Genomic DNA, 12,244 nt, shown 5'->3' with positions numbered 1-12,244 from the left:
CCTCGGCGCGAGCCGTGGCGATCGCCTGCTCGGCGCTCGTCTTCACTCGGGCGGCATCGGCCTCGAACTGCTGGCGGGCGGCGTCCAGTTCGCGAACCGCCTGCTCGGTCGCCTCCTCAGCGGCGGTCTTGGCGTCCTCGGCGGCGCGGGCCACGGCCTCCGCAGTGAGTCGGCGGGAACGCTCGGCGTCGGCTCGCTGCTCGGCACTTGCGATGCGGGCGTCGGCGTCGCTCTGCACGGCGAGCATCTGGGCTTCGGCTGCCTCCGGGTCGGAGACGGTCTGCAGCAACGTCAGGTAGCGGTCGAGGTCGGCGCGCAAGGCGGTGACCTCACGCAGGACTTCCTCGCGGACGTTGACCGCGTCGGCGGCGGCGCCGGTGACCGGGTGGTCAGTGTCGGGCTCCTGAACGGGCCGGGTGCCGGCGGGCCCGGCAGCCTTCCGCTTCTTGGCCCGGTACGCAGTCAGCGGATTGTGGTCCTCCCGCACGCAGTACTTCGGCGCCGGACCCGGGACCGTGGGGTCCTTCGGCTCCGGCGGGTTCCCGCATCCCGGGAACTGGCAGGTAGGCGCGACTTCCGGCTCGGCTACGTCCTGCGGCTGCTCGCTCAACGTGGGCTCCTTCACTGGCGGTTCGGCGGTTCCGATACCTCGATTCTATCACATCACATTGCATCACATCGCATTGCGTAGCAGAAAAACGAAATGAGATGCGATGTAACATGATGCTGTTCCTAGTGTGCGCACGCTAGGAAATCTCGGGTTCGTAGGATGGAGGTAGCCGCTAGGTCGCTCATCACGGACCGCACGATCGGGCGTTGCTTATGAATGCCTTGGCCTGCGGTGACGCCTGCCGAATCGGAGAGTTGGTCTCCGTAGACCAGCCGTTCGCCGGCGTCTGCCATGGGTTCGGGCTGAGCGGTGGGGTTCCCTCGTTGGGCGGCAGGCGTAGCCCTACCGCGGGCGTCGTCGGGGTGCCGGGCTCGCGCTTGCGCGACCGCGTAGCGGCTTGGCCTGGCGGCCTGGCGGCGGCTGTGGTGCCCTTCGGGTGTCGTCCGGCGAGGGGGCCACGCCGCGACCCATCACCGTTCCCACCCACGACCTGCACCCAAGATCGAAAGCCCCCACCCCTCGGCAGGGTGGCCGGGGTGTGGGGCGGAGCCCCGCATGTTCTGACCTGCGCCCCTGGTCTCAGCGATCGCCTGCTGTGATCGTTTGCTGACGTGCTGTCAGTGGTGCCTGCCAGGATTGTCTGTTGCGCGGGGAGACGCATCTGACCAAAGGGAGGGGCTCAGTGCCCTGGATAGATCCGTACGTGAAGCGGGATGGCACCGAAGTACGGGGGCATCACCGCTCTGGACCGGGCGGGCGGGGCGCGATTGCGGGCCTGGTGCTGCTCGTGGTGGCCGGGATAGGGACCGGGAACGTGACCGTCGACAAGGGCGACGGGAAGGCTCCGGTTCCGAAAGCCGTGGTGTACAGCGTGGAGCACCAGCCGGCGTCTGGTGGGAACCGGTGAGCGGGCGACGGCCGGTGCGGAGGCGTCCGGTGCAGCGCAGGCGTCCGGTGCAGCGGCGGCGGTCGCGTAAGTCGCAGGGGACCGAGTGGCTCGTGGTGGGCGGTGCCGCCGTTTTGGGGTTGAGTTTGGTGGTGGCGCTTGTGCAGTGGCTGCTGGCGCACTGGTGGATCCTCGTCCTGGTGGTGGTAGTGGCGGCTGCTGCTGGCGCGGTGTGGTTGCAGCAGCGGCAGCAGCAGGCGCAGTGGGCGAGGGCCCGAACGCAGGGTCTGCGCTACGCGATCTCGCAGCTCGATGCGCTGCATCACCGGGACTTCGAGCACGCGGTGCGTGACCTGATGCGCCGTGACGGCTGCGCGGACGCGGTGCAGGTCGGTGGGGCCGGGGACAACGGCGCAGACGTCAAGGCCACTGATCCGTTCGGGCGGCGCTGGGTGATCCAGTGCAAGCACCGCCGGGACGGCTTGGCTGGCTCCCCGGTGGGCACCCCGGACTTGCACGTGCTGAACGGCACCGGGCGGCAGCTGCACGGCGGGGACGTCGTGGTCATGGTGACGAACGGCCGGTTCACCGCCAAGTGCCCACCGCTGGCGAAGTCACAGCGGCTGCACCTGGTCGACCGGCGCCTGCTGAGCGAGTGGGCGGCTGGCTCGCGACCCTTGTGGGAGTTGCTGCGACAGCTCCCACCGCCGCGTAGGCCGTCCGCTCTGTCCTGACGGAACGGTCTCCCCCGTGGGAGACAACTGACGAGGGGCCCCCAGAGATGGTGGGCCCCTCGTCATGTACGCAGGCTGGTTCCCTGGTCAGTCCTTACGGCCGGGCAGGAAGGCGTTGAGAGCTGCAGCAGCCAGTTTGGTGCGGTCCGGCAGCTGGGCCTCTTCCACCAGCCGGTCGAAGACCGCGAGCTGAGCCAGGGTGAGGGACGCCTGGACCTGGATGGGGCCACCACCGCGATAGCGGATCTGGGATTCGGCGGCGGGGAACAGTTCGTTGCCGGCGGGGGTGATGGTGGCCTCGGCCACGACGTCGGCGAGCCCGGTCCTGGCGGCGGCGGTAAGCGCCTCGATGACGACGGAGGCGTTCGTCCTGCCCCGCGCCTGGCGCTTGTACCGCTCCAGCCGCCGGGAGACGTTGTCGGAGACGTACACGACCACCCGGGGCACTTTCTGTACGGCCGTCTTGCCCTGTTGTGGCAGCGGGGCGGCCGGAGCGGGCGCCGGCGGCGCGGGAGGGGCCGTGACGGGCTCCTGCGGCCTGTCTGGCGAGCTTTCCGGACGGGGGCGGCGCAACAGGCTGCCCGTGCCGCTTGCGCGGCCCTTGAGGCCGAACAGCTCGGCGGTGTCTCCGGTCGGTTCGTCGCCCAGCCCGCTCATGCTTCGGCTCCTTCCAGCTCCGCGATGCGCCCGAACACTTCCCGGGTCAGGTCCGCGAGGTCTTCGGCCACGCTGGCGGAGGTCGCGGTCACCATCTGGGAGCGGTCGGCCTCGCCGGTCCGCAGCTTCCAGAACGCGGGGTTGTTCGCGGCCTGCTGCTCCAGTTCGTGCACCAGCAGGCCCCGGTCGCGGGCCTGCTTGGCCACGGCCTCGGAGTGCCGGATCACGGTGTGGAACATCGCGTGCTCGTCACCGAGGACAGCGGAGACGTCGCGGCGGACCTCCCTGCGGATCGCCCTGGACGACGATCCGGACCCGAACAGGACGACGCCCAGCAGATCGAGAGAGGGATTGACGCGCTTGCGGACGAGGGCAAACTGCCGGGCAATCTTGCCCAATCCGTCCCTGATGGCGGCCCGGTCGCTGCTGACGGGCACCACCAGCCACCGGGTGGCGGCAAGGGCCAGCTGCTGCAGTGGCGGGTTCTCCGGCGGGGAGTCGATGACCACCAGGTCGTAGTCGCCGGCGACCTGCTGCAGCGACGCGGCCAGCTGCAGCGCCTGCACTTCCGGCTGCAGCTGGTAGCGGGAGGCCAGCAGGGCGGGAAGTTGCCCGATGGCCGAGCCGCCCACGCAGACGTCCAGGCGGGGCCGTACCTCACGGGCGGGCCGCAGCGCGGCGCCCTGCAGGACCGCGTCGGCGAGGGCCTCGCCGTCGTCGTCCACGTCGGTCTCGCGGATGCCCAAGTCCAGCGAGAGGTTCCCTTGCCCGTTGAGGTCCACCACCAGCACCCGGGCGTCGTCCGCCGCGGCGAGACCCCCGACGTTGGCCGACAGCGTGGTCTTGCCCACGCCGCCCTTGCCGTTGGCGAAGGTGATCACGCGGTCCAAGCTCGCCCGGTCGATCACGGGGATCTCCGCGTCGTCGGTCAGCACGCTGCCTGCTCCTTCCGTCATGTCCGGGCCGTTCGGCCTGTCCCTGGACACGAATGCTGCCATGTCCGTCTTGCGCAGCGCAGGGTGCCCCGCCCGCCTGGTGGCGGGTCCATCCGTGGCGGTCAGCATTGAGTTCCGGGTGGGCCCTCCTGTGAGTACCCATGTGGGCGGCTGTGTGAGTACCCACCCTGTAGATCGTGCTGTATACAGCATTGCGGATCATGTTGACTCAAGGATGGGCCTGACTGTTGATCTATCGGGTTTGACCTGGGATTTCCTGGTGGGTACTCAGGTGGGTACACATGCAGAAAGGGCCCCGCCGAAGCGGGGCCCTTGGGGTGGCGCGATGGATCAGGCTTCGAGCTGCTTGGTCTCCTGCTCGACCGCGAGTTGGACCAGGGACATCGGGTCCAGCCCGGAGTGGGTACTGCGGGTGTCCAGCGCAGCGCGGGCAAGACGGGCGGCTTCGAGCTGCTGCAACTGGACCGCGATCCGCTCGGCGTCGCTGCCACGCTGCGCCTGCAGCTCCAGCGCTTGCAGTCCTTCCAGGCGGGTCAGGGTCAGCTCGTGGGTACGGGCCTCGCGAGTGCGCCGGTCCTCACGCCAGTGGCGTCCGGTGACCGCGTACACCAGCACCGTGGCCACCAGCCACACGATCAGCGCGAGGGCTTCCGAGTCGGTGTAGGCGGCGGGGCCGACAAGGAGGAAGGCGCCGGCGGCCGTGAGGGCGGTCGCCATGGTGATGGAGTCACCGTGCTTGGCCAGCCCCGACAGAGCGGCGCCTCCAGCCATCGCGGCGGACAGGACGATCATCAGGGCCATGTCACCCCAGCTCCCGGCGGCGCCCTGCTCGTGCCAGATCCGAGCGAGGATCAGCGCCGTGGTGGTCGTGGCGGCGGGCACGAACTTGCCCGCGTGCTGGGCAAGCCAGCTGATCCCGGTGTGCTGCTGGATCGACGGCTGACCGATCCGGGGGTCATACCAGCTGGGCAGGTTCGTGTTCACAGGGAGATCTCCAGTTCTCGGGTGGGCTCGTGCCGTTCGGGGTCCTTGCGGTGGGTCTCGGCCAGAGCGCGGTCCTCGCGCTCCCGCCGGCGGCGCTGCTCTTCCTGCTCGCGTTCGCGCTGCTCGGTCTCCAGCGACACGGCCAGCTGGGCGGCCTCGACCGCCCGCTGCGTGGCGGCCTCCGCCTGCTGGCGCTCGGGGTGGCCGGGGCCGTCCTTGCCCCAGACGGTGACCTCTGCGCCCTGCTGGCTGATGGTGGCCACTTCCTTCTCCCGGTACATCACGGTTCCGTCCGGGCGGACTTGGAACCCGTGGTCTGCCTTGAGTTGAAGCAGGTCGTCCCGCACGATCCGCTGGCCGTCGATCGACACGCCGCGGTGGTCCAGCGAGACCTGGTGGCCCTGGTGCTCGATCGTGAGCCGGGCCTGCCCGGCGCGGGCGTTGTCGCGGTCCCACTGCCAGGGGTTGAAGTGATCGCGGTCGCTCACTGGTCCACCTCGCCCTCGTACGGGATCAGGGCGGTCTCGGCACGGACCATCAGCGGGTGGCGCGGATGGCCCTTGGCGGTGGTGCCGAGGCAGTCCAGCCGCACCCCTCGGCTGGCCAGCAGGGCGACCACGGCCCGCGCCCGGCTCTGCCGGTGCGGCTGGGTGACGTCGCCCCACGCGGCCACCACGCGGGCGCCTGCCGTGGCGTGCAGCAGCGCGTCGTCGGCGAACTCCCCGATCGGGTCGGGGTGCTGCCGCAGCGCCGTGGGGTCGGTGGACCGCAGGGTGAACAGGTTCACCAGGACGATCCCGCCGTGGCCGGCGGCCTCGGCGAAGTCGCGGCAGCGTCCGGTGGTGCGGTCGTTGTCTGTCCCGTCTGCGGTGGAAGGGTTGAGCATCACCCACACCAGCGGCGGGGCCTGGTGGTCCCACGTGCGGCCCAGCAGGACGCGGTGGGAGCTGTCGGCCGACATCACGGCCCAGCCGTCCGGGCCGGTCTCCACGCGCAGGGCGCGCTCGGCGGCCCATGCGGCGGTGGCCGGGGGGACCGGGCCCGCCACGGGGGCGGGCTCCGGCTCCGTCGCGCCGTCGAACAGTCCGAGCTGCCAACCGCCCTTGAGCTGCTGCGGGTTCATGCGACGGGTCATGCGATCACCGCCCACAGGCCACGAGCCAGGCCCCACAGAACCAGAGCGATCAGGACGGCGGCGGCCAGCGCGTGCTTACTGGCCCGCAGGATCGTGCCCAGTCCCGTCGGCAGCCCAAGAGCTGCGAACACCACCGCGATGCCATACGCGGTCACGGACGGGATCAGGGCCTGAATCGCAGTGCAGCCGACGTCGACGGAGGTAATCAAGACCAGCAGCGCAAGGACGATCGCCCCGGTGGCGATGAAGCGTTCACGGAGGGTGCTCATCGGGCCCCACCTCGCTGCGGCCTCTGGCCCTCGTGGCGGTGACCGCGACGGCCGCCGCTGCCCTTCGCCTCGTACATGGCCTTGTCCGCGTGCTCAAGGGCTTCGGTCAGCGTCAGTCCGCTGGTGCGGACAGCGCCGATCGACGCGCCGACCTGCAGTTCCCGGCCCTGCCAGGCCACGGGCGCGGTCAGCAGCTCGTGCAGCTGCTCGATGCCGGGCTGGAAGTCGCGGTCGTGCATGACCAGGACGAACTCATCGCCACCGAGCCGTCCGGCAGTGCCGTCCGACGCGCCCGCCCACAGGTGGAGGCGGTGACCTGTCGCCCGCAGCACGGCGTCGCCGGCGGCATGGCCGTGCGTGTCGTTGACGGCCTTGAAGCCGTCCAGGTCGAGAAGGGCCACGACGGTGTCGTTCTTGCGGATGCGGCGCTCGGCCTCCCGGGTCCACCCGTCACGGGTGAGCAGGGAAGTGAGCGGGCAACGGCGGGCAGCGTCCAGGCGTCGGCGGTTCACCAGACCGTGGACCGTCCAGCCCGCCAGTAACGGCACGGTGCAGGCCAGTTCTTGGATCGGGAAGTTCATGGGTGGTGTGCCTCTCCATCAAGGCCAGAAGGGGAAGCGGGCCGCCCTCGGGGCAGAGGGCGGCCCGTAGTGCCTCAGCGGGGCTGCTGCCGCGTCAGCTGCTGCAGGCGAGCCAGTGCCTCCTGCGACTTGCGCAGGTCATCGGCGGCTTTCTGGCGGGCCTGTTCCATGGCCGCGGCGGCCTGTCGGCGGGCGGCGTCGTCTGCTGCGTTCACAGCGGTCACCAGGCCAGTGCGGCGTGGGGGCGACCCGGCTCCGGCTGGGGCTGGCGGCCGTCCCGCTCGTGCGGTGTCGGCCTCATCGGCAGCTGCGGCTTGCCCTGCGCCGTGATCCGGTCCGGCTTCGGGGCGCCGGGCGGGATGCGGGTCGGCTCGTCATCGCCAGCGGTGACGCACCGGCAGTGCTTGGCGATCAGACGGCCGCCGTCGCGGACCATGACGGTCTGGAAGTCCCGGCAGTCACCGCAGTCCGGGCCCGTGGTGGGCGCGGTGGCCATGGCGAACGCGGGGCCACGCTTCCCGGTCACGAAGATCCGGGGACCGGGAACGCTCGGCGTTCCGGGCGCGACGTTGATGGAGAAGCGGTTGGTGCTACTGACAGAATTGAGCACGGGAGATCCCTCTCATCTAGGGGTTTCCTGAGCCCGGAAGGCGTTGACGCGCCGATCCGGGTGGAGAGGGCCGGGGCTGCTACCCCGGCCCTCTCGCTTGCAGTTCCAGCTTAGGGATTTTCACCTAGGTTGCAAGGTTCCTAGGAAAAAATCTTGCTAGGAACCTAGGAAGGCAGTTAGATTGGTCGGGCAGTGGGATCCTCGCTCCACCTGCACACCACACGAGGTGAGGTCCCCATGACCGAGGAATCGCCCCAAGCTCCAAAGAGGCCACGGGGCCGACCAAAGAAGGAGGTAGGCGGACGGATGCGCCCGCTGAATGTGGATGTCCCGGAGGAACTAGAGCTTCACCGCAGGGGAACGCTCTGCAAGCTCGACACGGGACTGAGTCTCAAGGACCAAGTGGCTCAGGCGTACGACGAATGGCTGGCCCGCCACGGCTATCCGCGAGGCTCCAAAGAGAACTGACAAAAGCCTCGACGGTGCTTAGGACCACCGCCGAGGCCGGACGCATAGATCGGAGAGAGCCAATGCGTCACCAACAGGGTACGGCGACTGATCCTCGCAGGTCAGCAGCCACCCCGGAACAGAACCCGGTTCAGCTGAACCGCACGCACCGCATCCTGATCGGCATCGTGGTCACTGGCGCGGTCATCATCGCGGCCATCGGCTTCGCCGGCTCCTACGCCGCGGTGCGGGAGTTGGCAATCCAAAAGGACTTCGGCTGGTTCGCCAACGTCCTCCCGGTCGGCATCGACGCCGGAATCGTGGTCCTGCTCGCACTGGACCTGCTGCTGACCTGGCTGCGCATCCCGTTCCCGCTGCTGCGGCAAACCGCGTGGCTGCTCACAGCCGCGACGATCGCCTTCAACGGCGCGGCAGCCTGGCCCGACCCGCTCGGCGTCGGCATGCACGGCGTCATCCCGATCCTGTTCGTGGTATCGGTGGAAGCGGCCCGACACGCGATCGGCCGCATCACCGACATCACCGCCGACAAGCACATGGAGTCGGTCCGCTTCTGGCGCTGGTTCCTCGCACCGGTGCCGACCTTCCGCCTGTGGCGCCGGATGAAACTGTGGGAACTGCGCCGGTACGACGAAGTGATCCGGCTGGAACAGGACCGCCTCGTCTACCAGGCCCGCCTGCGGGCCCGCTACGGCCGCGCCTGGCGCCGGAAGGCTCCGGTGGAGTCGCTGATGCCTCTGCGGCTCGCCCGCTTCGGTATCCCGCTGGCGGAGAACGCTGCGGCAGGACTGGCCGCTGCGGGTATCGACGCACCGCTCGCTCTCGCTCCCGCCCCCGCTGTACCCACCGTTGATGACCAGGTGGGTGCTGACGAACCTGCGGGTGGGTACATCGACGTGCCGGAGCTGGAATCCCCGGCCCCGGACACGCTTCCGGAGGTGCTCGACACCGCCCCGGCCGCACTGCCGTCCGGTGGGGAAAAGCTGCAAGAGGACACGCATCCCCACTCCGCCGAACAGGTGGGTACTCCGCTGTTCCTGGCTGCCGAAGAAGGGGCCTTGGAACCGGTCTACGCCGACCGCGCCCGCACCGCCGGCGGGGCCGTGCACGCCCGCATCGACTCCCCGCAAGCGGAGGCCGAACCGGTCTTCGAGGCACCGGAGGCGGCAAACGGCTACCTGCCCGGGCTCGCGGGCCGGGACCTGGTGGACCACCTGTACGTGCAGCTCAGCCCCGAGGAAGAGGCGTCACTGTCGGTGCGCGCGCTGGCCGACCGGTGGCTGCTGGAGACGCGCGGCTCGCTCAGCTTCGAGACGCTGCGCAAGTACATCGCCAGGGCCCGCAAGGAGTACCGAGACGGCATCGTCGGCGCCGGGTACGGCGCGGACGACAGCACGCCGGACATCCCGCCGCAGGGTGGGTACTCCGGCGAGGGGCTGTTCCTGGAACACCCCGTGGAGAACGGCTACCGCGAAGGACTGCCCGGCGCCCGCACCTGAGTGGGTACTGAGGCGAGAGAAAGCAACTACCCACTGTCAGTGGGTTGTCGTACGGTGATCGTTTGGTCACCGGACATCCATGGCGCCCCCGGACGGCGCTGGAACCGCCGACCCGGGGACTCGGAATCACGAAGGAGAGACCTTCATGTCCCGTAAGGAAAACCCTACGTCCCCCGCCCCCGAGTCCGACCTGCACCCCAAGTGGGTACAGCGCATCATGCGCGACCACCAGCTGCCCGACGTTCGCCCGCGTACCGGCCTGGCGGCGGCATCGCTCCCCGCCGTGGCGGCGGCCGGCGGCTCGCAGAGCAGCGTTGACCTGAGCGACCTGCTCGGCTCGATCGTCACCAACTGGCCCGTTGGCGGCCCGGTCGGCTTCGGCGTCTTCGCCCTGGCGGGCCTCGGTCTCGGCGCCTGGCACATCAAGGACAAGCTGCCCGCCTCCGGGGCGGGCAAGGTCAACGGCAACCGTGCCGAGGGCCTGGCCACCCGCAAGGAACTGCGCGGCGACCTGTCCGAGGTGGCGCTGAAGAAGCGCGCCAAGGTGCTCCGCCCGTCCCTGGACGGAGTCCGCGGCTGGCACCTGGACCCCCTCGACCTGGGCCTGCAGATCGGCGTGGACCTGATCCACAGTCGGCAGCTGTTCATCTCCTGCGAGGACGCGGTTCTCGTCCTGGCGCCCCCACGCTCCGGCAAGACCGCCTGGCTCGGAGGCCACGTCATCGACGCGGCAGGGGCCTGCCTGGTCACCTCCACCCGGGGCGACATCTACCAGCACACCGAGGGACTGCGCAGGACCGACAACCGCCCGGTCTGGGTCTTCAACGGCGGCATCTCCGGCGTGGCCAACACTGTGCGCTGGAACCCCGTGGCCGGGTGCGACAACCCGCAGATCGCGGTCCGCCGGGCCGGGTACATCCTGTCCGCGTCCGCGACCGGGGAGGCGATGGAGAACGGGCACTTCTGGGAGTCCAACTCCTTCCGCCTGCTGCGCTCCTACCTGATGGCCGGCGCGCTCGCGCCCACCACAAAGACGCTGATGGACGTCCGCCGCTGGGTCTCCAACCCCGGCAATCCCGAACCGCGGCTGATCCTGGAGAACGCGGTGAAGGATGATCCCGAGCGGGCGACCTGGCTCAGGGGCTGGCTGGACGACCTGGTGCAGCAGGTCAACCTGCCCGAGCGCACCCGCGACTCCATCTTCGGCACCCTGTCCACGTCGTTCGAGTTCCTGGCGCTACCGCAGGTCGCCGAGATCGTGATGCCCCGCCCCGGCGAGCAAACCTTCGACGCACGCGACTTCCTCCGCTCGCGCGGCACCCTGTACCTGATGGGCCAGAACGCCCGCCACGGGTCCGTGGCCCCGCTGTTCACGTGCCTGGTCGGCGACATCTACGAGACCGCGAAGGCGGTCGCGGCCGACTCCCCGCAGGGGCGGCTCGACCCGTACCTGCGGATGGTGCTGGACGAGGCGGCCATCATCTGCCCGCTGCCGCTGCACATGTGGACCGCAGACTCCGGCGGCTGGAACATCCAGATCCTCACCAGCGTGCAGTCCCGTGCCCAGCTCTTCGACCGGTGGGGACGCTGGGGAGGCAAGACGCTGTGGGAGAACACCAACAACCTGGTGTTCGGCGGCTTGAGCGACACCGATGACCTGGAAGAGCTGTCCATTCTGTGCGGCGAGAAGGACGAAGAGGTGATCTCCCGCTCCACCAATAAGGACGGCGAGGTGACCTCGACCTCCAGCTACCGCCGGGTGCGGGTCATGCCGCCCTCGGAGATCCGGGGCATGAAGGTCTTCACCGGGCTGTACTTCCACCGCTCGCTCCCGCCGATCCGCGTCGGGTACACCGCGGTGTGGGGACGGAAGGACTTCAAGGCGCTGGGTAAGGCGCGGAAGAAGATGGCCAAGCTCAATGCCAAAATGGAACGGCGGCAAGCCAAGCAGGGCATCGTGATGGACAAGACGCCCGCCAGCCCGCCCCCGATGCCCACCTTCGCTCCGGAAGTACCCACCCGGTGGGTACCCGGGCAGTCCACGGGCGAGGCTGCCGACCGCCGGGAGGGAACTGCATGACCACCACCCCACCGAAGCGGGTACTCACTCTCACTGAACGCCTTGATCAGCACGACCACCAGATCCTGAACGTCGTTCGCGACACCCTGCTGCTGCAGAAGGAGATGCGGCACATCAACGAGGCGCGGCTGCCTCAGCAGGTCATGGAGATGAGCCGGATCATCCGGGACGTCGCCGACACGGTGAAGCGGCGGGACGAAGAGGGCCCCGACGAGACCAAGCCGTGGAACTGGGCCACGATGACGGCCACCGAACAGGCCGAAGCCTGGGCGGTCCTCCTGCAGTGGCGGCGCGAGGTGCTCAAGGTCCGCTTCCCGCAGGCGTACAACAAGATGCTCGCGCCCTGCTGGTACCGGCACCCCGACGTCGTGGAAGAGCTGTCCGCCCTGTACGTGAGCTGGTCATACGCCTACGTGGACAAGGAACGGTCCGCCTTCCGGGCCGCTGACTTCCTCGACCGCCGGCTGCCCTTCACCACCCAACGAGTGGTCGAGCTGCTGGCGACCTGCAGCTCATACGAGGGGGCCACGCACCAGGAACCGCAGCCGAAGCGGGAAGAGCACGACGACGCGGAACTGTCGGACTTCCTCCTCCCGCTCCACGAACGGGCTCAGCAGGAAGAACAGGCCCAGCAGCAGAGCTGAACGGCCACAACGAGGAAGGGCCCCGGACCGAATCGGTCCGGGGCCCTCTTCACGCGCTCTCGACGTCCGTCCAGAACCAAGGCGGCTGGTCCGTCTCTCCTCGCAGCCACATACAGGCGTGTTCGACGCCAGAC

General features: G+C 69.4%; 13 protein-coding genes and 1 pseudogene. 4 read left to right on the top strand and 10 right to left on the bottom strand.

The window, feature by feature from the left end; translation table 11 throughout:
• Positions 1-610, bottom strand: a pseudogene (locus ACIP64_RS40940) (hypothetical protein); the annotation flags it as partial.
• Positions 611-1,531: 921 nt separating this feature from the next.
• Between ACIP64_RS40940 and ACIP64_RS40935 the strand changes: the two are divergent.
• Positions 1,532-2,230 carry a restriction endonuclease gene (locus ACIP64_RS40935; RefSeq protein ID WP_401597820.1) on the top strand — a complete coding sequence of 233 codons (699 nt, stop codon included), beginning with the start codon at positions 1,532-1,534 and terminating at the stop codon, positions 2,228-2,230.
• A gap of 87 nt (positions 2,231-2,317) precedes the next feature.
• Here ACIP64_RS40935 and ACIP64_RS40930 read toward each other — a convergent pair whose 3' ends face one another.
• From ACIP64_RS40930 to ACIP64_RS40890, 9 genes are all read right to left on the bottom strand, one after another.
• Positions 2,318-2,887 carry a hypothetical protein gene (locus ACIP64_RS40930; protein ID WP_401597812.1) on the bottom strand — a complete coding sequence of 190 codons (570 nt, stop codon included), beginning with the start codon at positions 2,885-2,887 and terminating at the stop codon, positions 2,318-2,320.
• Complete coding sequence (locus tag ACIP64_RS40925) at positions 2,884-3,822, bottom strand: ParA family protein (RefSeq protein WP_401597809.1); 939 nt, start codon at positions 3,820-3,822, stop codon at positions 2,884-2,886. Before ACIP64_RS40925 ends, ACIP64_RS40930 begins: the two co-directional genes overlap by 4 nt.
• A gap of 351 nt (positions 3,823-4,173) precedes the next feature.
• Positions 4,174-4,827 (bottom strand): hypothetical protein, encoded by a 654-nt coding sequence (locus ACIP64_RS40920; protein WP_401597806.1) that lies wholly within the window; start codon positions 4,825-4,827, stop codon positions 4,174-4,176.
• Positions 4,824-5,315 carry a hypothetical protein gene (locus ACIP64_RS40915; RefSeq protein WP_401597804.1) on the bottom strand — a complete coding sequence of 164 codons (492 nt, stop codon included), beginning with the start codon at positions 5,313-5,315 and terminating at the stop codon, positions 4,824-4,826. Before ACIP64_RS40915 ends, ACIP64_RS40920 begins: the two co-directional genes overlap by 4 nt.
• Positions 5,312-5,962, bottom strand: coding sequence for a DUF1643 domain-containing protein (locus ACIP64_RS40910; RefSeq protein ID WP_401597801.1), 651 nt, complete (start codon positions 5,960-5,962; stop codon positions 5,312-5,314). The genes ACIP64_RS40915 and ACIP64_RS40910 overlap by 4 nt, the downstream gene beginning before the upstream one ends.
• Positions 5,959-6,231: a hypothetical protein gene (locus tag ACIP64_RS40905; RefSeq protein ID WP_401597798.1), complete on the bottom strand. Its 273-nt coding sequence runs from the start codon at positions 6,229-6,231 to the stop codon at positions 5,959-5,961. Before ACIP64_RS40905 ends, ACIP64_RS40910 begins: the two co-directional genes overlap by 4 nt.
• Entirely contained in the window at positions 6,228-6,812 is a 585-nt protein-coding gene (locus tag ACIP64_RS40900) for a GGDEF domain-containing protein (protein ID WP_401597795.1), read from the bottom strand. The genes ACIP64_RS40905 and ACIP64_RS40900 overlap by 4 nt, the downstream gene beginning before the upstream one ends.
• Before the next feature lie 74 nt (positions 6,813-6,886).
• Complete coding sequence (locus ACIP64_RS40895) at positions 6,887-7,027, bottom strand: hypothetical protein (protein ID WP_401597792.1); 141 nt, start codon at positions 7,025-7,027, stop codon at positions 6,887-6,889.
• Positions 7,028-7,032: 5 nt separating this feature from the next.
• Positions 7,033-7,422, bottom strand: coding sequence for a hypothetical protein (locus ACIP64_RS40890; protein WP_401597789.1), 390 nt, complete (start codon positions 7,420-7,422; stop codon positions 7,033-7,035).
• Positions 7,423-8,024: 602 nt separating this feature from the next.
• Between ACIP64_RS40890 and ACIP64_RS40885 the strand changes: the two genes are divergently transcribed.
• From ACIP64_RS40885 to ACIP64_RS40875, 3 genes are all read left to right on the top strand, one after another.
• Positions 8,025-9,386: a DUF2637 domain-containing protein gene (locus ACIP64_RS40885; RefSeq protein ID WP_401597818.1), complete on the top strand. Its 1,362-nt coding sequence runs from the start codon at positions 8,025-8,027 to the stop codon at positions 9,384-9,386.
• A 145-nt stretch (positions 9,387-9,531) separates the two neighbouring features.
• Positions 9,532-11,466, top strand: coding sequence for a type IV secretory system conjugative DNA transfer family protein (locus tag ACIP64_RS40880; RefSeq protein ID WP_401597786.1), 1,935 nt, complete (start codon positions 9,532-9,534; stop codon positions 11,464-11,466).
• On the top strand, positions 11,463-12,110 hold the full coding sequence (locus ACIP64_RS40875; protein ID WP_401597783.1) for a hypothetical protein: 648 nt from the start codon (positions 11,463-11,465) through the stop codon (positions 12,108-12,110). Before ACIP64_RS40880 ends, ACIP64_RS40875 begins: the two co-directional genes overlap by 4 nt.
• The last annotated feature ends 134 nt before the right edge of the window (positions 12,111-12,244 follow it).

This window comes from Streptomyces sp. NPDC088733 (genome assembly GCF_044751185.1).
In the GTDB taxonomy this organism is placed as follows: Bacteria; Actinomycetota; Actinomycetes; order Streptomycetales; family Streptomycetaceae; genus Actinacidiphila.
The sequence above is the reverse complement of the archived record's forward strand: the minus strand, read 5'-3'. Positions and strand labels throughout refer to the sequence as shown.

What these genes read in the sequence shown, in the direction of transcription:
- ACIP64_RS40900 (WP_401597795.1), bottom strand. Translation starts at nt 6,812, where the DNA reads ATGAACTTCCCGATCCAAGAACTGGCCTGCACCGTGCCGTTACTGGCG.
- ACIP64_RS40905 (WP_401597798.1), bottom strand. Translation starts at nt 6,231, where the DNA reads ATGAGCACCCTCCGTGAACGCTTCATCGCCACCGGGGCGATCGTCCTT.
- ACIP64_RS40875 (WP_401597783.1), top strand. Translation starts at nt 11,463, where the DNA reads ATGACCACCACCCCACCGAAGCGGGTACTCACTCTCACTGAACGCCTT.
- ACIP64_RS40880 (WP_401597786.1), top strand. Translation starts at nt 9,532, where the DNA reads ATGTCCCGTAAGGAAAACCCTACGTCCCCCGCCCCCGAGTCCGACCTG.
- ACIP64_RS40910 (WP_401597801.1), bottom strand. Translation starts at nt 5,962, where the DNA reads ATGACCCGTCGCATGAACCCGCAGCAGCTCAAGGGCGGTTGGCAGCTC.
- ACIP64_RS40930 (WP_401597812.1), bottom strand. Translation starts at nt 2,887, where the DNA reads ATGAGCGGGCTGGGCGACGAACCGACCGGAGACACCGCCGAGCTGTTC.